Origin of the sequence: Flavobacterium granuli (assembly GCF_031456055.1) — a bacterium.
Classification (GTDB): Bacteria; Bacteroidota; Bacteroidia; order Flavobacteriales; family Flavobacteriaceae; genus Flavobacterium; species Flavobacterium granuli_A.
This window is the reverse complement of record NZ_JAVDTX010000002.1, coordinates 664,703-687,567: the sequence shown is the minus strand read 5'-3', so window position 1 is coordinate 687,567 and position 22,865 is coordinate 664,703. Positions and strand designations below refer to the sequence as shown.

The 22,865-nt window shown below is 35.7% G+C and carries 15 protein-coding genes, 1 tRNA gene and 1 pseudogene; 7 read left to right on the top strand and 10 right to left on the bottom strand.

The window, feature by feature from the left end; translation table 11 throughout:
- The 4 genes from J2W95_RS07035 to J2W95_RS07020 form a co-directional block, all read left to right on the top strand.
- On the top strand, nt 1-1,869 hold a 1,869-nt coding region (locus tag J2W95_RS07035), incomplete at its 5' end, for a T9SS type B sorting domain-containing protein (protein WP_310005375.1).
- Nucleotides 1,870-1,906: 37 nt separating this feature from the next.
- Nucleotides 1,907-2,836 carry a PorP/SprF family type IX secretion system membrane protein gene (locus tag J2W95_RS07030; RefSeq protein WP_310005373.1) on the top strand — a complete coding sequence of 310 codons (930 nt, stop codon included), beginning with the start codon at nt 1,907-1,909 and terminating at the stop codon, nt 2,834-2,836.
- 11 nt (nt 2,837-2,847) lie between these two features.
- Nucleotides 2,848-4,788: an OmpA family protein gene (locus J2W95_RS07025; protein ID WP_310005372.1), complete on the top strand. Its 1,941-nt coding sequence runs from the start codon at nt 2,848-2,850 to the stop codon at nt 4,786-4,788.
- A gap of 233 nt (nt 4,789-5,021) precedes the next feature.
- Complete coding sequence (locus J2W95_RS07020; protein ID WP_310005369.1) at nt 5,022-5,951, top strand: hypothetical protein; 930 nt, start codon at nt 5,022-5,024, stop codon at nt 5,949-5,951.
- A gap of 2 nt (nt 5,952-5,953) precedes the next feature.
- Here the strand turns inward: J2W95_RS07020 and J2W95_RS07015 are convergent, their stop codons facing one another.
- The 3 genes and pseudogenes from J2W95_RS07015 to J2W95_RS17430 form a co-directional block, all read right to left on the bottom strand.
- Nucleotides 5,954-6,586 carry a hypothetical protein gene (locus J2W95_RS07015; protein WP_310005367.1) on the bottom strand — a complete coding sequence of 211 codons (633 nt, stop codon included), beginning with the start codon at nt 6,584-6,586 and terminating at the stop codon, nt 5,954-5,956.
- Between the two features lie 260 nt (nt 6,587-6,846).
- Nucleotides 6,847-6,934 (bottom strand) — tRNA-Ser (locus tag J2W95_RS07010).
- A gap of 312 nt (nt 6,935-7,246) precedes the next feature.
- A pseudogene (locus J2W95_RS17430) lies at nt 7,247-7,477 on the bottom strand (IS982 family transposase); the annotation flags it as partial.
- Nucleotides 7,478-7,697: 220 nt separating this feature from the next.
- On the opposite strand from J2W95_RS17430, the gene J2W95_RS07005 reads away from it, so the two are divergent.
- On the top strand, nt 7,698-11,744 hold the full coding sequence (locus tag J2W95_RS07005) for a DUF7948 domain-containing protein (RefSeq protein WP_310005364.1): 4,047 nt from the start codon (nt 7,698-7,700) through the stop codon (nt 11,742-11,744).
- 263 nt (nt 11,745-12,007) lie between these two features.
- On the opposite strand, the gene J2W95_RS07000 is transcribed toward J2W95_RS07005, so the two are convergent.
- Nucleotides 12,008-12,886 (bottom strand): sugar phosphate nucleotidyltransferase, encoded by an 879-nt coding sequence (locus J2W95_RS07000; RefSeq protein WP_310005362.1) that lies wholly within the window; start codon nt 12,884-12,886, stop codon nt 12,008-12,010.
- A gap of 18 nt (nt 12,887-12,904) precedes the next feature.
- Nucleotides 12,905-13,981: a GHMP family kinase ATP-binding protein gene (locus tag J2W95_RS06995; protein WP_310005360.1), complete on the bottom strand. Its 1,077-nt coding sequence runs from the start codon at nt 13,979-13,981 to the stop codon at nt 12,905-12,907.
- 234 nt (nt 13,982-14,215) lie between these two features.
- Between J2W95_RS06995 and J2W95_RS06990 the strand changes: the two genes are divergently transcribed.
- Entirely contained in the window at nt 14,216-15,256 is a 1,041-nt protein-coding gene (locus J2W95_RS06990; RefSeq protein ID WP_310005357.1) for a LacI family DNA-binding transcriptional regulator, read from the top strand.
- Nucleotides 15,257-15,259: 3 nt separating this feature from the next.
- Here the strand turns inward: J2W95_RS06990 and J2W95_RS06985 are convergent, their stop codons facing one another.
- On the bottom strand, nt 15,260-15,910 hold the full coding sequence (locus J2W95_RS06985; RefSeq protein ID WP_310005355.1) for a sugar-binding protein: 651 nt from the start codon (nt 15,908-15,910) through the stop codon (nt 15,260-15,262).
- A 456-nt stretch (nt 15,911-16,366) separates the two neighbouring features.
- On the opposite strand from J2W95_RS06985, the gene J2W95_RS06980 reads away from it, so the two are divergent.
- Nucleotides 16,367-17,746 carry a Gfo/Idh/MocA family protein gene (locus tag J2W95_RS06980; protein WP_409025119.1) on the top strand — a complete coding sequence of 460 codons (1,380 nt, stop codon included), beginning with the start codon at nt 16,367-16,369 and terminating at the stop codon, nt 17,744-17,746.
- Nucleotides 17,747-18,072: 326 nt separating this feature from the next.
- Here the strand turns inward: J2W95_RS06980 and J2W95_RS06975 are convergent, their stop codons facing one another.
- The 4 genes from J2W95_RS06975 to fucP form a co-directional block, all read right to left on the bottom strand.
- Complete coding sequence (locus J2W95_RS06975; protein ID WP_310005353.1) at nt 18,073-18,618, bottom strand: glycine zipper domain-containing protein; 546 nt, start codon at nt 18,616-18,618, stop codon at nt 18,073-18,075.
- Nucleotides 18,619-18,938: 320 nt separating this feature from the next.
- Nucleotides 18,939-19,703 carry an SDR family NAD(P)-dependent oxidoreductase gene (locus J2W95_RS06970; protein ID WP_310005352.1) on the bottom strand — a complete coding sequence of 255 codons (765 nt, stop codon included), beginning with the start codon at nt 19,701-19,703 and terminating at the stop codon, nt 18,939-18,941.
- 31 nt (nt 19,704-19,734) lie between these two features.
- A complete protein-coding gene (locus tag J2W95_RS06965) occupies nt 19,735-21,375 on the bottom strand; it encodes a UxaA family hydrolase (protein WP_310005350.1) in 1,641 nt (546 codons plus the stop codon).
- Between the two features lie 24 nt (nt 21,376-21,399).
- Complete coding sequence (gene fucP / locus J2W95_RS06960) at nt 21,400-22,689, bottom strand: L-fucose:H+ symporter permease (protein ID WP_310005348.1); 1,290 nt, start codon at nt 22,687-22,689, stop codon at nt 21,400-21,402.
- Between the last annotated feature and the right edge of the window lie 176 nt (nt 22,690-22,865).

Here is a 22,865-nt window from a genome sequence, read left to right as displayed (position 1 = left end):
GAGGTTGACCCAGCGACAGGATTGGCAGTTGTGCCTTCAAATTGTGATTCGGTAACGGTTACTATAGTAGTGTCGAATCCATTCGATGCCGTAGCTGATGTTTTCCCAACGCAAACTCCAAGCACAACAGCTCCAACAACAGTTGGAAATGTAACAGCAAACGATACGTTAAATGGAGTTCCGGTAACGGCCGACAATAGCGATGTGACGCCTGTAACGGCAGGCCCATTAAGCATTGATGCTGACGGAGTATTGACTCTGGCGCCAAACACACCATCTGGAAGTTATTCAATCACGTACACAATATGTGAGGTTAACCCAGTGACAGGATTGGCAGTTGTGCCTTCAAATTGTGATTCGGTAACGGTTACTATAGTAGTGTCGAATCCAATTGATGCTGTAGCCGATAGGCCCCCAGCTGTATTACCGGGAGCGAATGTACCAAGTGTAATTGCAAACGATACGTTAAACGGAATTCCTGTAGTAATCGGAACTGCTCCGGGGAATGTAACGCTAAGCTCTACGCCGACCGGACCGTTAACGATGAACCCTGACGGAACGATAACAGTGGCGCCAAACACACCTGCGGGAAGCTATTCAATAGCTTATACGATCTGTGAGGTTAGCAATCGAAGTAACTGTAGCACGACAACAGTTACGGTAACGGTAACGGCACCAGCGATAGCGGCAGTAGCCGATACAGCAACAACATTGCCGGGAACCAATACACCGAGCGTGATCACAAACGATACGCTAAACGGTGTACCAGTTGTGATCGGAACTGCTCCGGGTAATGTAACGCTAAGCTCTACACCGACAGGACCATTAACGATGAACCCTGACGGAACGATAGCTGTTGCGCCAAACACGCCAGCTGGAGACTACTTAATTGATTATACGATATGTGAGGTAAATAACCCAAGTATCTGTAAAACAACAACAGTTACGGTAACGGTAACAGCACCTCCGATGACGGCAGTAGCCGATGCTACAACGGCATTGCCGGGAACCAATACGCCAAGTGTAATCGGAAACGATACGCTAAACGGTGTACGAGTAGTAATAGGAACCGCTCCTGGAAATGTAACATTGAGCTCTACGCCGACAGGACCATTAACGATGAACCCTGACGGAACGATAGCAGTTGCGCCAAACACGCCAGCGGGAGTCTACTCAATAAATTATACCATATGTGAGGTAAGCAGCCAGGGTAACTGTAAAACAACAACAGCGACGGTAACGGTAAGTGCATCGGTGTTATTGGCTAATAATGACAACGATAATGGTAGAGCAGCAGAGTTTACCATAAACGGATTTACTGGAGGTAAAGTGGCTGATATAATTGGTAACGATACTTTGAATGGGGTGGCTTTAACGCCAGCTATGGTGAATGTTTCTTTTGTAAGTTCAACCAATGCGGGTATTACATTATCGGGTATCGATGTTATCGTAGCACCAGGTACTCCTGCGGGAACTTATACATTGAGATACGCTGTTTGTGATAAAGTGAATCCTAGTAATTGTGAAGAGGCATTAGTTACCATAATAGTAACTTCAGAATGTGAAATTAAAGTGTACAACTCAGTTACTGCAGATGGAAGTGGGATGTATGATAGATTTGTTATACAAGGAATAGAATGTTATCCAAACAATTCAGTACAGATTTTTAACCGTTGGGGAGTATTGGTATTTGAACGTGAACATTATAATAATGATGACGTTGCATTTAGAGGAATCTCCGAGGGTAGGGTGACTTTCGAAAAATCACAAGAATTACCAGTTGGGAATTATTTCTACATACTGAAATACAAAGACAGTAATTCGAATGCTTTTGAGAAATCTGGTTACCTGTATTTGAATAGAAGATAGTCAGATGAGACAAAGGTGTTATAAAAAAAATCAGAACATGAAAACAAGAATAATAGGGGTAATAGTAATGTTTTTTACTATTGTGGTTTCTGCCCAACAAGACGCACAATACACACAGTATATGTACAATACGATAGTGGTAAATCCCGCTTATGCCGGATCCAGACAGTCGATGAGTATTTTTGCTTTGCACCGTAACCAATGGGTAGGAGTCGATGGAGCTCCAGTGACAAATTCCTTTTCGATCAATACTCCTTTGAATGATAGTAAAGTTGGATTGGGTTTATCCATTGTAAACGATAAAATTGGAATTTCTACAGAGAATAATATTGCTGCGGATTTCTCCTATACAATACCGGCATCAGAAAAGTATAAAATGTCCTTTGGATTAAAAGCCAGCGCGAATTTGTTAAACATAGATTTCAGTAAACTTACTTATCAGCCAGGCGACCCAAATCAGTATCAGGATGATATTGATAATAAATTTTCGCCTAATATAGGAGTTGGATTTTATTTGCATTCTGACAATAGTTACATCGGAATATCGGCACCGAATTTGCTTGAAACGAAGCATTTTGATCAATCATCAAACTCGAGCCCTTCAAGCCATGTTGCTGCTGAAAAAATCAACTATTACTTGATCGCTGGATACGTGTTTGATTTGAATCCAAGCCTGAAATTAAAACCCACTTTGGAAACCAAATATGTTCAAGGAGCTCCTCTGCAGGTAGATGTATCGGCTAATTTTATGTTTAACGAAAAATTTGTCGCAGGATTGGCTTATAGATGGAGTGCAGCTATGAGTGCCATGGTAGGATTTCAGGCAAGTGATTCCTGGTTTATTGGATACAGTTATGATTTTGACACCACCGAATTTAGGCATTACAATTCAGGCTCACACGAAATCTTTTTGCGATACGAATTGTTTAATAAATACGACAAAATTATATCCCCAAGATTCTTCTAAAACCGACACCTATGAAAATTAAAAAATTACTATATAGTCTGTTCTTGAGTATTTTCTTATTACAAGGATTTGCACAAAAATCTACAGTGGCTAAAGCCGAAAAAAAATATGATCGTTTTGCCTATATAGATGTGATAGACATTTATGAAAAAGTGGCAGCAAAAGGGTATCAAGACGAGAAGATGTTTCAGAAATTAGGGAATGCCAACTATTTTGTTGCTGAATTTTCACAAGCTTTAAAGTGGTATGACCAGCTTTTTACTTTATACCCCAATCAGGAACCAGAGTATTTTTATCGTTATTCCCAGACTCTAAGAACCAAAGGGGATTATACTAAAGCAGATCAGATACTAGAGCAGTTCAATCAAAAATTAAATAATGATAAGCGTGGGATATTGTTCAAAGACAACCGAAATTATCTTGAGAAAATCAAGGCCAATTCAGGTCGCTTTGAAGTAGTGGATGCGGGGATAAACTCTATGTTTTCAGATTACGGCAGTTCGTTGTTGGGAAATAAATTGGTGTTTGCGTCTGCTAGAGATACGGGTGGAGTTTCAAAAAAAGTATTCAAATGGACTAATAAAGCGTTTACAAATTTGTATTGGTCGGAGATTAAACCCGATGGAGAAATGGGGACACCGGAACGATTTAATCGCAAGATTAATTCTAAATTCAATGAATCGACTCCAATATTTACAAAGGATGGTCAAACCATGTATTTTACCCGAAACAACTTTTTGGAAGGAAAAAGAGGGAGAGATGCCAATAAAAACACTTTGCTAAAACTGTACAAAGCCACACTCGATAAGAGCGGTCAATGGGGTAATGTAGCGGAATTGCCATTTAATAGTAACGAATATAGTGTAGCACATCCTACTTTAAGCGTTGACGAAAAAACTTTGTATTTTGCCTCGGATATGCCTGGAACATTTGGACAATCGGATTTATTCAGAGTCAAAATAAATGCCGATGGCAGTTATGGAGTTCCTGAGAATCTAGGACCTGAAGTCAATACAGAAGGAAGAGAAAGCTTCCCTTTTATCTCCAAGGATAACGAATTGTATTTTGCTTCTGATGGAAGACCTGGTTTAGGGGGATTGGATGTTTTTATAGCTAGAATAAGCGTAGATGATAGTTTTTATGATATACAAAATGTTGGTGAACCTATTAATAGCAAACAAGATGATTTTGCTTTTTTAATCAACAGCAAAGATAGAAATGGATTTTTTACCTCTAATAGAGAAGGAGGAAAAGGATATGATGATATTTACCGATTTGTGGAGAGAAAAAAACTGAATTGCGAACAAACGCTTGCCGGGCTTGTTACCGACTCAGATTCTGGAAAAATACTTGCAAATACGAAGATGACCTTGTTAGATGCTAGCTTAAAGCCTCTTCAAGTGGTTCAAACTGATGAGCAAGGGCGTTACAGTTTTCCTGTCGATTGCAGTAAAACCTATTATGTAAGAGGAGAAAAAGACGAGTATCAAACGAAGGAGGGTTTTGTTACAATAAAGGCAGTTTCTGGCAATGAAGACTTTCCTTTGACACTAGAGCGTTATGTCAAACCAGTAGAAGTTGGAACTGATCTAGCTAAAACATTGAATATTTCGAATATTTATTTTGATTTGGATAAATCAAACATTAATAAGGATGCGGCTTATGAGTTGGCTAAAATATTAATTGTGATGAAGGAACATTCAGAGATGAAAGTTGAAGTTCGCTCCCATACGGATAGTCGTCAAACAGCTGATTACAATCAAAAATTATCAAATATGAGAGCCAAAGCCACGGTGGAATGGTTAGTAAAAAATGGTATTAATTCGGTTCGATTAATAGGGAAAGGTTACGGTGAATCCCAGTTGGTAAACCATTGTTCTGACGGAGTGGAATGTACTGAAGAAGAACATAAAGCCAACAGACGTTCGGAGTTTATTATAATTAAATTATAATAGTTGAAACTGATTGAATGCTGATAAAAAGCACTTCCTAGAAAACGTGTGTTTTAAAAAAAAAGGTTTTGTTTTTTTAATCAGTTAAATTCCTCGAGGCTCTGTCTCGGGGTTAGAGAGGAAAGCTTGAAAACCTAAGGTTTTCATAAAACTAAAAATTTACTTCCTTCCGATAGACACCTCGAGGCTTTGCCTCGGGGTGATCCATTTATAATCCAAAATTAAAATCATTTATGTTTCTCAAATTCTACTTCAAAACGATCTGTATTTCTTTTATCGTTATTCTTTTACTAACAGCTTGTAGCAGCAATGATGAAAGTTTATCAGAAAATACTGGTGAATCTATAACTCCAGCTACAAGCAATTTAAAGATAGAATCTACTAATACTTTTTGCTATTTAAAATTATCAGCCGATGATTATAACTACTGGAATGGTAATTCCATTAATTCAATAGATGCAACTGCTAAATTAAAGGCTTTTTACAAGAAGGAAATTTATTCAAACCTAAAAGATGATTTTGACTTCGTCATCATAGTGATGAATAATACCGATCTTCCTTCACTTCCAGCGGGGGGAAGTATGCCTTATGGTGAGTACCAACATGTAAAAAATGACATACAAGGTATTGGTCTTGAATTATTTGATCACACAAGTGAATATGGCTCTACGGGTAAATTACAAGGCGTTTATTTCCTTTATAAAAACAACATTGACCTTGGTCCTGTATTGCACGAAATGTGTCATCGCTGGGCAAATTGGGCAGTTCCTCAAAATTACGGGGGGCATTGGGATAAGGTACAAGGGGTACTCACAGGTGCGGGTAACAGTTATGCAGATATCGAATTATATCTTGCAGGAGCAATCCCTGCTTCACAAATTAAAGATCCTGAAAGTTTGACTATTTATAATGATTCCCGTTTTACCAATAAAACAAGAACTCCAAATAGTGCGAATTCTCAAAAAAGCTTCAAGTCACTTGTAGTCGTTATGAGCAAAACCGATTTGACTGATGCGGAAATAACTGCTTTTAAAGCTCGTATTGCAAATATAACACGTATTCCTTCGCAAGGAACCACAAATCCAGTTTATCAAAATATATATAATAAAAGTAATGGACTATTGACATTGTCAATAGGACAACTTGATGCATCTAAAAAATAGTATTACTTGTATTTTAAAAAGTAAAAAAAAGGGAAATCGCGAGATTTTCCTTTTTTTATATAGAAAATATAGTTGTATCCGTCTTTAAAATTGCTTTCGTATTTAAGAAACTCTTCAAGCTTATAGATAAACGAGCTGGATATCTCCAAAGCAGGTATATCATTAATCTCATAGTTTTTTTTCATAAAATTCAACAGAAGTTCTTTCGATCTCTCATATTTTTGAAGTGAAGCAGAGGAACGCTCACATGCTGCTACTTTTCTTCTAAAGTGCTTATTGTATTTGTCCAAAATCTCAATTATGGTAATCTGTTTTGTACTGAGGTTAGTTTTTACTTTACCCACCAGATCAGCTTTTAGTAATTCCAAGGATACTTCAGGATCAATTTTGAAGAGTTCGTTCAATTTTTTTTCCGCATTGAGCTGGAAAAGATCAAGAGAGTTTTTAATCACTTTTTCTTTTTCGAGTTTTAAAACATTTCTTAGGTTATTTGTAAAGAGCCATCTTTTTTTAGAGATAGATCTACATGTACTAATTGAAATACGTTGATTTTTGAATGATAGACGGGCGAATATCGGAGATTCTCCATTTTTGTCTATTTTGTCTGATTTTTGGTAAAAAATTACTTTTAACATGTTTTCTAGTTTTTAAATTAATAATCAAATTGATTTAAAAATTTTGCTAGAACTCTATAATAGCAGGGAATTCCCGGGGAATTCTCTTTTTTTAGTGCACTTAAAATTGGAAAAAAAATCCAAAATTTTTAGGTGCACTAATAGGTGTACTGTTCTTTGATAGAAGATGTGTTTTTTGAAAGGTTTCCAAAAAAGAAAAAGCCTTTAAACACTAGTGTTTAAAGGCTTTTGATTTTTAAAGTTTCTTTTGAAACTTCTACTGGCGGAGAAAGAGGGATTCGAACCCCCGGACCTGTTACAGTCAACAGTTTTCAAGACTGCCGCATTCGACCGCTCTGCCATTTCTCCAGTATGTTGCTTTCATTATCTGATTGCGAGTGCAAATATAAGAACCTTTTTTGGTTATGCAAATCTATTTTTAGAAAAATTACCCTTATTTTTCTAGTATTTTTTTAATTGTTTCATTTGCTTTGGTTTAGGTTAAAAATATTTTTCAAAAAAAATTGATGTGAGATTTGATCAGTTAGGATCCGAACAGCAAATCAAGTATTTTTTGGAATGATTGTATAGTTATAAGTGAAAATTTGGATCATTAGCTACGAATAGTTTTTCGAAAGACAGAGTCTGTTATATGTTTTTGGATATAATTAATTCAAGTTGCTAGTTAATTGACTTATTTAATAGGAGTCCAAATGCAAATAAGGTTAGCTTTATTAGAAAACCCTCGAATGTTACAGCATGTATTGTTCTTGGAAACATTTTCTTGATGTCATTTATTGTCGTTTCTACTCTTTTTCTCATTTTTAACTTTTCGATTTTTTGTTCCAATATATCTATTCTTTTGGTGTTTGACTTGCATTGAATTTTCAACAAAATGCATTTCCTCTCAATTCCGAAATATCAAAAATGAGGGGTACTTCAGAAGAAGCCGTTCAATAAACGCCGATCTCGACAATTTAAAATCTAAAATTTTAAATGCGGATAAACGATTCAAAAAAAAGATTAAATCTATTTATTACCTTTTGTTTGCTATTACTTCAAAAAATATTGAAATATCAACGTTTTTTTATAAATTTACTTGTCAGCTTCTTTCCTGCTAATTCCTGCAATTATGACTTTCAAAATATTTTTTTGTTTAGTAGTCTTTACCGCATCCGCCCAAAACATAAAGGAATCCGTTGGGTTTAGGGAAAACAAGGGACAGATTATGGACCAAAACAGGAAACCCAATTCTTTAGTAAAGTTCCTGTTGAATACTAAGGGATTGAATGTACAAATCAAGAAGAATGGATTTTCGTATGAGGTGTATGAACCTAAAAAACGCCCCAAAGAAAAGAGAGTTGATCAAAATATAGACGAATTAGCAATCCCTTTAAAAGAAAACAAGAACAGTCCAAGCGAAACTTTAGATTATGATTGCCACAGAATTGATATTGATTTTGTCAACCCTAATCCAAAAGCAACATTGATTGGTGAAGGGAAGTCAGATGATTATGATAACTACTACAATGTACCCAACAAGCCTGATGGCATTACGATGGTGCATCAATACAAAAAGATAATCTACAAAAATATTTATCCAAAAATCGATGTTGTTTTTTCCATTCCCGATGACAGATTAAAACCGGTTGAATACAATTTTGTAATCCATCCCGGAGGGAACATGTCTGATATCCAAATGAAATTCAGTGGAGCCAAAACCGAATTGATTAAGAATAAAATCCGAATTGAAACCCGATTTGGTCTGATGAATGAAACTCTTCCTGCAAGTTGGATAGAAGAGAAAAATAACAAAAATGGAATTACTGTTGGATACCGAAAAATTAAGGATGGTATTTACGGTTTTAACACCAAAAAAGTAATTACAAATAGAACAGTGGTAATAGACCCTATACCCGAGCGGCTGTGGGTATTTGTTTATGGCTTAGAAGATAAAGATCAACATTTTACTGATATGGATTCTGATAAAAATGGAGATATTTATTTTTCAGGGGATACTTCGGGAGCATCTTCTTTTTATGCCAGTTCAGGTGCGTATAAAACCATTCTAACGGGAGGGGAGGATGGCGTAATTGCAAAATTTGATGCTGATGGGAAAAGGATATGGGGTACCTATTTTGGAGGTTTAGAATTTGATCACGTAGCTGGTTTAGCAGCTGATTCAGAGGGGAATATTGTGATTACTGGTTCAACTTCAAGTGTTGCCAATATCTCGACTTCTGGAGCTTACAAAGAATATTATTTAGATAATGATGGACAAAGTATGGGAGACGCATTTGTAGTGAAATTCAATTCCAGTGGTATTCGTCTCTGGGGGACTTATTTTGGAGGAAGTACATATGAAGGGGGATATAGTATTGATACAGATAAGGATAATAACATATACATTGCAGGAGCAACATCAAGTGCCGACGGAATTGCGGTAAATAGTAATTTTCAAAATAAATTTAACGGTGGTTGGCGAGATGGTTTTTTATCCAAGTTTGACCCAAACGGTAAGATTACTTGGAGCACCTATGTCGGTGGAGAGGTCTATGATTATTTTGGAGAAAGTATAAAATGTGCAGATGACTATTTGGTTGTAATTAGTCGGTTTTCTGAATCTCGATATCTTGGAACTCCAGGAGTGTTTCAGGAGAATTATTATCCTAAGTTATATGGAGAAGACCTTGGGGATCCTCTAATATCCAAATTTGCTTTGGATGGGAAAAGAATTTGGAGCACCTATTACGGTGGAGAAAGAGCTTCAGTACTATTTGATGTAGAAATTGATGACAATAATAATATTTATATTGTTGGTGGAACAAAAGCTACGAAGAATATGGCCACTACAGGAAGTTTTAAAGAGTCCTATCCAGCTGGTTTTTCCTCTTTTCTAGGTAAACTCGATAGTAGCGGCATGAGGGTTTGGGGGACCTATTTCAGCAAAAATACAGAAGTAAATACCATTGTTTTTAAAAACGGATATCTTTATGTTTCCGGAAACGGTGGTGGAGATGATACCTCAATCACAACCCCCTGCGCATTTAAAAGAGCAGGAGCTAACGAAGGATATTTGGGAAAATTGAACAAAAATGGAGAATTGGTATTCGGGACTTATACCGGTAAGCCTTCCGGATATGAAAATGGAAAGGCATCTACTAGCAGGCTTTGTTTCGATAAAAATAATGATATTATTATAGGAGGAACAGCACAAAAGGGACTTGGAGATTTTGAGAAATCTTCTTTTTATTTCATGAAGTTTCATGAGTCCATGGATAAAGGTTTCCCAAAACCAGAGAGTAATTCTCCCGTGTGTCTGGGCAAAGACATTAAACTCAAAGCCTCAGGGGGCACCAGCTATTTGTGGACTGGACCAGAAGGATTTACATCAACGGAACAAAATCCAATAATAGCAAATGCAACTACCGAAAATGCTGGGGAATACATTTGTACAATTACAGCCGATGAAGGTTGTGTGGATACATTGACAACAACTGTTTTTGTAGGAGACAAAACTCCTCCCATTCCGGATGTTGTCGATCTCCCTGTCTTAAACGTAAATTGCAGCGAGCAAATCACTACAGTCCCAACTGCTACCGATGGCTGTTCGGGTTTAATCATGGGAACTACCGTGAGTTCACTTTTCTATTCGATACCAGGAACCTATACGCTGGTTTGGAAATATGATGACGGCAACGGAAATTCCATTACCCAAAACCAAACTTTGATTATCGGCGCCCCACAACCAATACCAACTGCAAGTTCACCCCAGGCATTTTGCATTCAACAAAACGTAACTCTAGCCGATATTGGCGTGACGGGACAAAACCTTAAATGGTATAATCAGACGGTAAACGGTTCGCTGTTAAATACCGCAACGAAACTACAGGACGGTGGAACTTATTTTGCAACCCAAACTATAAATGGATGCGAAAGTGATCGACTTCCTATTCAAATAGAAATACCAAATGCTGCACCAACGGGTGATGCTAATCAAAGTTTCTGCAGCACGCAGGATGCCACAATCGAGAGTATAGTCGTTTCGGGAAGTAATATTAGTTGGTATGCCAGTGCAACCCAAACCACGAGCCTTCCCTCGGGGACAAAATTAAAAGACAATACGTCCTATTACGCGACTCAAACCGTTCGAAATTGTGAAAGTATCCCTCGGCTGGCCGTAAAGGCAACGTTTGTCAATACACTCAAAGCAAATGATTACAGCCAAACGGTATGCGGTGATTTCAACGACAGTTATCAAACGGTTGATCTGTCCAGTTATACTCCAAAACTTATCGATAATGTGGCCAACTATAATTTTACCTATTATGGTTCATTAGAAGGAGCTAACAATCAAATAGAATCCGATAAAATCACTAAGGTCACTGATTACCAACTTACTGTTGGTTCGCATGATATTTATGTGCAAATCCTTTCCGATAAAGGCTGTGGGCAAATTGTAAAGTTGAATCTGAATTTAGTTCACAAACCCATTATCCCAATTTCGGATATCGTGCCCATTTGTGGTAATGATTCAATTACGATAGATGCAGGCTCGGGCAACGATATTTATAAATGGTCAACCTCTGAATCAAGTCAGACAATTGCGGTTTCCACACCTGGGAACTATTTGGTTGATGTGAGCAAAAATTACGGCATCCTATCGTGTACATCTAGTAAGAATTTTACTGTTGTAAAATCAAGCAGTGCCATAATCTCCAAAATTGAGATTGACGATTGGACAGACAACAAGAACGCATTAACCATTTTACTAGAGCCCGGCAGTATTGGTGACTATGAATATTCCATAGACGGAATTCATTTTCAGGACAATAATACTTTTATGGATTTATCAGCCGGAGGATATACCGTTTACATAAAAGACAAAAATGGTTGCCCAACAACAAAGAAAGAAGCCAGTGTGCTGATGTATCCAAAATATTTCACGCCAAACGGGGACGGTTATAACGATACCTGGGGCATAATTGGATCCAATTTGAACAATAAGTCTGCCATAAGAATATTTGACCGTTATGGAAAACTGATAACAGAAATGGGCGTCAATAAGACTTGGGACGGCACCTTTGGAGGGATTCCACTTCCAGCCACTGACTATTGGTTTTCCATAAACATGGAAAACGGAAAGGAAATCAAAGGACATTTTTCTTTAAAGAGATAACTTGCAGGTACAGTATGTTTCATGAAAAATAGTTTAGGATTAAAAATTATATTTGTATAGTTCTAACAGGATTTATTTAATAACCTATATAGTTATTTTAGGATTGGGCATGTTACCCTTTTATGTTTTTTAAATTGCTGTTCTTAAACTATCCAACATGATTATTTAGTACTGTTTTACTGATGAATATTTGACAATGAGGTTCCTATAAAGCTTGTTCCTTCCGTAATTGTGCATTTATTCATCATTATTTTCTTCTTTTACTAGTTTACGTTCCAGTTTATTTCAGGATAATATTTTTTCAAATATTCTTTTACCTCGAGTATATCTTCTTTTGCTGTTAAGTCTGGAACATGTTCAGAAAAAGGAATTCCAACTGTCATATTTGGATGATCTTTTATGGAGTTTAAAAGTGCGGTTGGAAGTTCTTTTTCGTCTCTTTCAGGATGAGCAGGACAGTTTTTGAGATAGGGATATAAAAGTGCCCCGTTAAATTTGAAGGCGTTCATGCTTACTCTTAATTTACCTTGTGAATCTTTATAATCCTCGATACTATCAGCCAATGGTTTTTCAAGAATATCCAAGAGTTGATTATCAGTGCCTAGTTTTGCAATGGCAAAGCGTGAAATTCGTTCTGAAGTAAATTCCATTGCGTCACGATCATAACTTATGAAAGCATTTGGGCTACTTGTTTCTCTAAGTGCCAAAAGTGCTCTGGTCGAATATAAATTATCGCTATTACAAACCGAATAAAATTGAGTGTTTAGTTCTGGATACTGTTCGACAGCTTGGAATAAGGCGTCGGCTGTGCCAAATGGTTTTATTCTGTTTTCAGGAACATATTGGACAGCAAATGAAATGTTTAATCCATGAAAATCATTGTTTTCATTTTTACGGCCGTAAAATTCTTTGAACAATTCTCCTTGTTCACCAATGATAATATAGATGTTTTTATATCCAGCTTTTTTAGCATTCAGCAAAAGGTAATCTAATAAAGGTCTTCCATTAGGACCTACTCCAATAAGTCCTTTACTTCTCTCATTGGCTTGTTGGATTTCTTTATTACTTAAATTTTCCAATGAAGCTTGTTTTTTCATTCTTGAAGAAGCTCCTCCTGCCAAAATAATTAAATTGTTATGCATGTTTTTTATTTAATTATATTATAATATTCTCGCTCCAGAATCTATCCCTACAGCATAAGCTTCTTTTGCACCTGCTTCCAAAATGGATTGGACAACTCGTTCTTGATTTTTTGGATCAGCAATAACCACTATGCAGCCGCCTCCGCCTGAACCAACAATTTTTGCCCCATATGCGCCTGAGTTTAATGCGGCTCTTATCATGGCATCAATTTTTGGCACTGTAATTTTTAATAAATCTCTCAAAACAGCATGATGACCATTCATTAATTCCCCAATCTTTTTTAGATCAAGAGTTGGCTTCTGAAATTCTTTCAGAGCAAGTTTTGTGTATTGATGATTTTTTATTGCTGCTTCGAAATAAGGAATCAATCGATCTGGCAAAAAGTTGCAATATTTCTTTAAATCTTCATTTTCGGTAGCATTTAAATCAAAATCTTTATGATTCTGTTTTACAATATCTATCGCCAATAAAGCATTGTTTTTTAATTCACCAATTAGCCCTATGGTTTCTTTTGGAACACCGGAAACACCTATAATTAGTCCTTTTAAATCAGTTCCAATAATTGAACAGCGAAACGGTTCATTTGTGTTAATATGCACAATATTGCCCATACTGATGCTATAATGATCCATCATTCCTCCTGGCTCTCCATGTTCTAATACTTCAGAAACATATCCCATTTGTGCAATAAATTCAGGTGTTATTTCATCATCAACACCAAATGCGGTTATCAAAAAATTTATCCATGCAATTAGTAGGGCAGATGAACTAGATGTTCCTGAATTGATAGGAATATTTCCGGTTACGGTAATGTCATATCCAAGAGTTGGAATGCAACCATGTCTTCTAAGAACCCTTAATGAGGAGGCAAAATAGTCGCGTGGTTTTAAATTCGGGAAGGTTTCATTGATATCAATAATTCGTACTTCATTAATATCAACCATATTTAATTTAAATACGTTGGTGGTATTTTGTGTTGCAGTTAATTTTATATCTCTGTCAATTGCGCATGCTATAACGGGTAAACCAAGATAATCTTGATGGTCTCCAAAGAGACAGGTACGACCCGGGGCTAATGATATAATTTTTCTCACTTATAAAACGTGTTAAATAGTTGAATTTAATTTGTTTAGATGTAAAAATGAATATGAATAAATATTCTTAAGTTTCTTTTTAATGAAACGAAATTATATATTAAGTTCTAATAAAACAAGAAAAAGCAAATAAAATGTGTTCGAGCACATTATTTGTAAATAACCTTAAATTAGTAAAATTAGATACTTTATTTATTGGTGATATCTTAATGGAAAACTTATATATTTGTGATTATGGATAAGAAATATACAATAAAAGATATTGCTCAATTAGCTGGAGTTTCAAAAGGAACTGTAGATAGAGTTCTGCACAAAAGAGGAAAGGTTTCTGTTGATGCTCTAAATAAAATCAACGAAGTTCTAAATGTTATAAACTACGAACCAAATCTTGTTGCTAGGAATTTAAAGAACAATAAAGTGTATCACATTTGTATATTACTTCCAGATCCTGAAATCGATCCCTATTGGCAGCCTTGCATAAAAGGTATTGAAGATGCCGTTAAAGAATTCAGAGCTTACAATTTTTCGATTAAAACTTTTTTCTTCAACCCGGAAAGTAAAAAATCCTTTTTGGAAATAAATGAAATTGTTTTGGAGATGTCACCAGATGCCGTTTTGTTACCTCCTTTATTTCATAAAGAAACGTTGGAGGTTGTCAAAAAATACGATGAGTTAAATATTATTGTAAATACTTTTAATAACCAAGTTCAATCCGATTCAATAAAGAGTTTTGTTGGCCAGGACTTATTCCATAGTGGGAGAGTAGCAGCTAAATTATTGGATTTGCTTTTGAAAAAAGGACAGATTACCATTATTCATATTGACGAATCGATTAAGAATGCGATTCACATGCAGGAGAAGGAGAGAGGTTTCCGAAATTATTTCAATGAAAAAGAAAATCAGGATTATGATATATCTACTTTGAAATTAAAGAGTCCCAATGTTGAAATCAATTTTACTAATTTTCTCAATGAAAATCAGGATTTGTCTGGCATCTTTGTTTCTACTTCAAAAGCTTATCAAATTGCCAAAGTAATTAGTGAAACAAAGACTAAAAACATTGCCATCATTGGGTATGATTTGATTGCGAATAATGTGAATTATTTGAATCAAGGAGTAATTGATTTTTTAATTCATCAAAATCAAAAAAGACAAACCTATTTGGGAGTTATCTCGATTATCGAATTTTTCCTTTTTGATAAACAGATTCCAAACACAATCCTTTTGCCTATAGATATAGTTAATTCAGAGAATGCTATGTCTTATGTGGAATAATATTTATTCTTTTAAGATTAGGGTTCCAAAAGAAGAAGCTATATGAAAATTTGGTGTTTCCGTATTTGGATTTATCCATGTTACCCAGATAGGTTCAAAATTTCCGTTTTTGTCTGGGGAGTATTTTGCCTGAAAAATTCCAGTTTCGATTTTATTGTTTTTAATTAATTTAAAATCGTTTAGGGATTGAATAGAAATTGAACCTTCAACAGTAAAAGAATCCTTTTTTATGGAAGATCGAATTAGTATGTCATCCTTTGGCCAGCTCCATTTAAAATCGAAATTCTTATTTGGATAAGCGATAAAATCCATTAACCGTGCATCAGTATCCATTTCCAAGCAGTAGTAGGGATTCATGGTATCATCGGGTCTGAAAAAAAGTTCGACTCTATCCGAATTATTGATGCTGTCAATACTGTCATCCTCTTTTTTTATATGAATTGACGAATCTAAAACGGTGAAGTTGAAAAATAATTTTTCGGAATCCCAAAGTGCCTTAAATGTTATTTTTAATGGTTTTTTACTATCCCATGGAGAATAAAAATCGGTTAAAATCATAGCTCTATTCCATAAATTATCATCTCCTTTTCCTGAGATAATCAACTGTTCTTTTTCGATTAAATTTACTGTGTATTCTTTTATTTCGTGATCCATTTTATATTGGATTTATTATTTATTTTCTACAAATTAATCATTTAATCAATATTGTAGTCATTTGTAAGAAAATAATATTTCAAATCTGCTCAATCGCTTTTTTTAAAATTGGAATTTATACAAAAATAGGTTTGTTTCATGTTCTTTTGTGCTCGAGAACACAAAAGTAATGTGTTCGAGCACATTGTTTGTCGTTTTCTTGTTTAATAAAAATTTAATATATAGATTCGTAATTGAATTGTAGTGTGGATTATTTAGAAAGTTAATATGAAAATCACCCTATTTGAAAAATAGTGGTTTTTTTTAATTCGATGAAGGAGTAAATTATTTTCACTAGGATTTTAATCAGCAATAAATTAAGCATGACTTTAATGGTTTGCCATAATTGTCAAAATGATTTAGATGAATTTGATACAGTTTTTTGTGTCAATTTTTTTATAACTAATTAATATAATAATGAAAGCTATTTTTTTTAAAAACATTTTGATTATTTGTTGTTTATTGGGATGGATTGGAACATCTGCCCAAATGATAAAGACTAACACTCCAAAACGTCCCAAAGGAAAAACAGATGTTTTGCGTATGGCTTGTACTCCAATACCAACAGTTCGTGTTGCATTTATCGGATTGGGTATGAGAGGTCCTGGTGCTGTAGAGCGTATGACACATATTCCTGGCGTAGAAATTGTTGCTCTTTGCGATATGGTGGAAGACAGAACAAAATCTGCGAATCAGATTTTGGTAAAAGCGGGACTCCCTAAAGCACAAGAATTTTTTGGAGATGCTAATGCTTGGCGTAAAGTGACTGCACTTCCAAATGTAGATCTTGTTTATGTTGCTACCGACTGGAAACATCATGCCCAGATTGGTGTTCAAGCGATGAAAGACGGAAAGCACGTGGCAATTGAGGTGCCCGGCGCTATGACAATGGAAGAAATTTGGGATTTAATCAATACTTCTGAAGAAACCAGAAAACATTGTATGCAATTAGAGAACTGTGTTTATGATTTCTTTGAATTGACCACTTTGAATATGACTCAACAAGGATTGTTCGGTGAAATACTTCATGCAGAAGGTGCTTATATACACAATCTTGAACCTTTTTGGAAAGATTATTGGAATAACTGGCGTTTGGACTATAATAAAGAACATCGCGGTGACATTTATGCCACACACGGTATGGGACCGGTATGTTTAGCGTTGAATATTCACCGTGGTGACAAAATGAATTATCTGGTTTCTATGGATACTAAAGTTGTTGGTATTCCTGCATTTATTAAAGAAAATACTGGGCAGGATTTGAAAGATTTTAAAAATGGGGATCATACCATGACTATGATTCGTACCGAGAATGGAAAAACAATTCAAATTCAGCATGATGTGGCGAATCCTCGTCCGTATAGCCGAATGTATCAGCTTACTGGATCAAAGGGGTTTGCTAATAAATACCCAGTAGAAGGATATGCATTGGATTCAAAATCGATAAGTTCAGATATTGCTCCAAATCATGAGAACTTATCTGCACATAGTTTTGTGCCAGCTGATGTAAAAAAGGCTTTAATGGAAAAATATAAGCATCCAATAGTAGTTGGAATCGAAGAAAAAGCCAAACAAGTTGGTGGCCATGGAGGAATGGATTTTATAATGGATTACCGTTTAATTCATTGCCTTCAAAACGGACTTCCATTGGATATGGATGTATATGACTTGGCCGAATGGTCTTGTCTCGGTCCATTGACTGAAATTTCTCTTGACAATGGTTCTGCTCCTGTACAAATCCCTGATTTTACCCGTGGAGGATGGAACAAATTGAAAACAGTGGAGTTTTCGAAATAAATTGAATTATATTGTTATGGATATAATGTAATAAAACTGCAATGAATACTATAACTATATATAGTCATTTTGTTCATTGGCAGTATAGATTGTTTTTTTTGAGTAGGTATATTTTTTAAAATCTTCAATATGTTTTAGAGTGATTTTGTATCATTTTGAAGTGCTTGCAGAGTGCTCTTTCTCCGCTGAAAATGGAACCCTTAGTATTTACTAGGGGTATTGTTGTTTTAAATCGTAACTGTTTTATCCACAAAAAGTAGCTCAAAGCGGTACTTTTTATATTTTCTATGCTTTACAAAAGCTTACATTTAGATAACTATTTCTGCCTACTTGATTGTATATCCTTTTCCTTCCATACAGACTGAAAATGCTTTACCAAACTTGTCTTTCATTTCCAGCTCTGCTGAAGATGCACCCTCCGCTGCTTGCTGTGTTTGTGCTTTAGCTTGTTTTTTTGATTGTCTACGTCCTGCAACTCCACCAGCTATTGCACCCACTGCTGCACCATCACCTGCATCTCCTGAAACAGAACCGACGGCAGCGCCAACAGCGGCACCTTTGGCAGCTCCTTTAACAGCGGCACCTTTAGGGGCGGTATCAACAGGTGCAGCTTGTACTTTTGGCAGATTCAAGATGTCGACACCGGATTGTTCATTTGCCCATTTGTAACATTCGTACTCATCACTTTTTTGCGTATCCTGACTTTGACCTTTTGCAGGATATACGATTACATTAGCGGCTTTTGAAACCTGATTGTAGGTAAGGTTGGTTGTTGCAGCTTCCTGTCCACAAACCGACGGAGCGATAATAATCAAAAACAGTGGAGTGAAAAAACTGTTTCTTAGACTAACAAAAAATGCTTGAATTTTCATATTGATAAAATTTAAGATAAATAACTCTATTGATGTTTTGTGAAGCAGTCAAAAAATAAATATTTTTTTATGTTGTTTGTTTTCAGTAGATTATGGTTAAAATTAATAAATAATACAATATGATTTTGCAAATAAGGGTTTTTCTTTATAACAAATTTTAAATAATTGAATTGAAATTTAGCACAAGGATTTGAAACAAAAAACCCTGATCACAAGATCAGGGTTTTTTGTTTATTCGAAAAGAGCTATTAATCAAAACCAGATTATTTAATTTTCGCATCTAATTAAATAATTTATTTGGATTAATTAACGACTTTTTATTAGTTATTTAATTTGATAAATCCACCATCAATTGGATAATCGCAACCGGTAATAAAACCAGCTTCATCACTGCATAAAAACAATGCCAAAGCGGCTACTTCTTCGGGTTTTGCCATACGGCCTATAGGTTGTGATTTTGATAATTTTTCAAACATTTCGGCTTCCTGACCAGGATAATTCTTGGAAATGAATCCATCCACAAAAGGAGTGTGTACTCGTGCTGGTGAAATTGAATTACAACGGATGTTTTCAGCCATATAATCTTTGGCTACTGATAAAGTCATTGCCATTACAGCTCCTTTTGCCGTAGAATAAGCAAATCGATCTGGGATACCTACCCAAGCCGCAATTGAGGCCATATTCAGTATAACTCCACCTCCAGAAATTTTTAGTTGGGGTACTGCCATATGCAAACAATTGTAAACACCTTTCACATTTACGCTCATGATACGGTCAAAGTCGGCTTCTGGAGTGGTTTCTACTTTTCCCACATGAGCGATTCCGGCATTGTTAACCAAGATATCAATGGCTCCAATAGTTTCGAATGTTGCTGATACCTCTTGCTGATTGGCCACATTGCAGGCATGCGAAAATACTTTTCCACCAGATAATTTTATTTCTTCTACTGCTGATTGTGCGCTTTCCTGAGTCAATTCAACAATATGGACCTCGGCTCCTTGCTTGGCAAATAAAACCGAAATAGCTTTTCCTATTCCACTTCCGCCTCCTGTTACTACCGCCTTTTTATTTTGTAATGAAAACATGATTTGTATATTTTAAAATTATAATATTGTTTTATAATGAAACTCCACGTTTCCATGGAATAAAATCATCTTGGTTCAATTGCACTGCTTTAGGGATAATTTCGCCACTAGCTGCTTTAATGCAATACTCCAAAATATCTTCTCCCATTTCTTCAATGGTTTTTTCTCCACTGATTACTGGTCCACAATCGATATCAATAATATCACTCATTTTTTTAGCCAAAATGGAATTGGTCGCTACCTTAATAACAGGACAAACCGGGTTGCCTGTTGGAGTTCCTAATCCTGTTGTAAACAAGATTAATGTTGCTCCAGAAGCCGCTTTTCCAGTTGTTGCCTCTACATCATTTCCAGGTGTACAAACCAAGCTTAAACCAGCTTTTGTTGCTGGTTCAGTATAATCCAATACATCAACTACAGGTGCTGTTCCTCCTTTTTTGGCGGCACCAGCACTTTTTATTGCATCGGTTATTAATCCGTCCTTGATATTTCCTGGCGAAGGATTCATATGAAAACCAGAACCTACTTTATGAGCCAAAGCATCGTAGGATTGCATCAAATCAATGAATTTTTTTGCCGAAGTTTCAGTTGTGCAACGGTCAATCAAATTTTGCTCTACTCCACATAATTCAGGGAACTCAGCCAATAAAACTTTAGCTCCCAAAGCTACCAATAAATCAGAAGTATATCCTACGGCTGGATTTGCGGAAACTCCACTAAAACCATCGCTTCCACCACATTTTACACCAACACACAATTCGCTTAAAGGAGTCGCTGTTCTTTCGTATTTATTGATTTCTATTAAGCCCTCAAAGGTTTTTTTAATGGCATTGGCCACTAAAGCTTCTTCGCTTACGGTTTGCTGCTGTTCAAAAATCAGTAATGGTTTGTCGAATGCAGGATTTTGTTTCTTTACGTCATTTACAAAATCTTGCACTTGTAAATGCTGACAGCCTAGACTTAACAACGTAATACCTCCCACATTTGGATGGTTCGCATAAGATGCCAATAAAGCACTTAAAGTTGCCGAATCCTGACGTGTACCTCCACAACCACCTTGATGATTAAGAAATTTTATTCCATCTACATTTTTAAAAACACGATTAGCATTATTATTTGGTGTAAGTTGAAGGTTAACTGAATCAATATTTTCACCATTTTGATAGGCTTCCAATAAATGATGGGTGTATTGTGTGTATTTATCACTTACAGAATAGCCCAATTCATTATGTAAAGCTTCTTTAATTACATCCAAATTTCGGTTTTCACAAAAAACGGTTGGCACAAATAACCAGTAATTTGCAGTTCCCACACGACCGTCTTTTCTTTTAAATCCCTTAAATGTTTTGTCTTTGTATTTTGAAACATCTGGGGCTTGCCATGAAAAATCTGTCTGACGATACCCGTAAGGCTCAGCTGCATGTTTTAGATTTTCGGTGGTCATCAAGCTTCCTTTGGCCACATCGCATTGTACTTTCCCAACCAAAACACCATACATAATCACTTCATCACCTTTATTCAGATCTGAGGTGTAAAATTTATGCTTTGCTTTAATATCGTCTTGAAGGATATACGTTTGTCCTTCAAAAATAATACTTTCTCCTTTTGATAAATCGATCAAAGCCACCAATGCATTGTCGCTCGGGTGCATTTTCACTACTAATCTTTTCATTTCCATAATTATATTAAGTATAATTTAAGCTTCATTTGTTTTATGTCCATTAAATGCAAATAGCAGTATGACTGAAAAGCAAACCAATGGAACTATATATCCGTTTTGGATGCTTCCTGTAGCATCCGAGATTAATCCTAAAACAGGAGGTAATAAGGCTCCTCCTACGATTGACATTACGATCAACGAAGATCCAATTTTAGTATTATGTCCAAGTCCGTCAATTCCCATAGAAAAGATAGTCGGAAACATAATGCTCATAAAAAATGCGATTGCAATTAAAGTATAGACTACAATCATTCCTGTACCCATTATAGCCAAAATTGAAAGTAAAATATTGATTATTGAATATATAATCAATAATTTTCTAGGTTGTACGTATTGCATGAAAAATGTTCCGGCAAAACGCCCTATCATGAAAGTTAAACCAAAAACTCCTAAATATTTGGCAGCAGTGTCTTCTGAGAGTCCTGCAGAAGTAGTTGCCATTTTTATAAAAAAACTAGCCACACAAACTTGTGCTCCCACATAAAAGAATTGCGCTAGAATTCCCCATCGTAATCGCATCGATTTTAGGGCACCTGCAAAACTGGCACCGTCAACTCCTTCTTTATCTTCATCTTTTACATCGGGCATATTAGTAAAATAAAAAACTACAGCCACGGCCAAAATAATTAATCCTAAAACTAAATAAGGCATTTTGACACTCGCTGCCTCTTCTAAAATATGAGCATGCAATTCAGATGGGTTCATGGCGTCCATCTGTTCTTGAGTCAAATTTTTCCCTGACAAAATCATGGGGCCAATATATGCTGGAGCTATAAAAGCGGCCAGTCCGTTAAAGGATTGCGAAAAATTTAATCTTTTGGTTGCTGTTTCAGCTGGTCCCAATATCGTTACATAAGGATTGGCTGCCGTTTCTAAAAAAGTAAGTCCACAAGCTATGATAAACAAAGCGCCCAGAAAATAAACATATTGTAATGAATTGGCTGCAGGTACAAATAAAATAGAGCCAATGCCAAACATAATCAGTCCTAAAATGATCCCAGATTTATAACCATACTTTCGCATAATATAACCCGCTGGCAAAGCCATAACAAAATAGGCTATAAATACGGAAGAATCTATCAAAGAAGATTGCAAATCCGTAAGATTAAAGGCTTTTCTCAAATGAGGAATAAGGATAGGATCCAAATTGTGTACAAATCCCCAGAAAAAAAACAAGCTAGTTACCAAAACAAAGGGAAATAACCACTTTTTATTTTCTGTAGAATCAACGTTCTTTCGAACAACTGAAGTAGGTGATAATGCCATACGGATTTTATTAATTTTTTACTGTTTTAGAATTCGAAAGGTATAATTCATAAAGTAAATTTATTAATTCAATATTATCCTAGATTAACTATTTATTATCACTGTAAAGAGAAATGAAAAAATAATCTTGTTTAAGTAATTATGTACCCGATGTTTACTGTGAATATTATTTATGA

Bases quoted from the DNA above. Each gene is read 5' to 3' on its own strand.
- J2W95_RS06980 (WP_409025119.1), top strand. From the start codon at position 16,367: ATGAAAGCTATTTTTTTTAAAAACATTTTGATTATTTGTTGTTTATTG.
- J2W95_RS07000 (WP_310005362.1), bottom strand. From the start codon at position 12,886: ATGCATAACAATTTAATTATTTTGGCAGGAGGAGCTTCTTCAAGAATG.
- J2W95_RS07020 (WP_310005369.1), top strand. From the start codon at position 5,022: ATGTTTCTCAAATTCTACTTCAAAACGATCTGTATTTCTTTTATCGTT.
- J2W95_RS06970 (WP_310005352.1), bottom strand. From the start codon at position 19,703: ATGTTTTCATTACAAAATAAAAAGGCGGTAGTAACAGGAGGCGGAAGT.
- J2W95_RS06990 (WP_310005357.1), top strand. From the start codon at position 14,216: ATGGATAAGAAATATACAATAAAAGATATTGCTCAATTAGCTGGAGTT.
- J2W95_RS06965 (WP_310005350.1), bottom strand. From the start codon at position 21,375: ATGAAAAGATTAGTAGTGAAAATGCACCCGAGCGACAATGCATTGGTG.
- J2W95_RS07030 (WP_310005373.1), top strand. From the start codon at position 1,907: ATGAAAACAAGAATAATAGGGGTAATAGTAATGTTTTTTACTATTGTG.
- J2W95_RS07025 (WP_310005372.1), top strand. From the start codon at position 2,848: ATGAAAATTAAAAAATTACTATATAGTCTGTTCTTGAGTATTTTCTTA.
- J2W95_RS07005 (WP_310005364.1), top strand. From the start codon at position 7,698: ATGACTTTCAAAATATTTTTTTGTTTAGTAGTCTTTACCGCATCCGCC.
- J2W95_RS06985 (WP_310005355.1), bottom strand. From the start codon at position 15,910: ATGGATCACGAAATAAAAGAATACACAGTAAATTTAATCGAAAAAGAA.
- fucP (WP_310005348.1), bottom strand. From the start codon at position 22,689: ATGGCATTATCACCTACTTCAGTTGTTCGAAAGAACGTTGATTCTACA.
- J2W95_RS07015 (WP_310005367.1), bottom strand. From the start codon at position 6,586: ATGTTAAAAGTAATTTTTTACCAAAAATCAGACAAAATAGACAAAAAT.
- J2W95_RS06975 (WP_310005353.1), bottom strand. From the start codon at position 18,618: ATGAAAATTCAAGCATTTTTTGTTAGTCTAAGAAACAGTTTTTTCACT.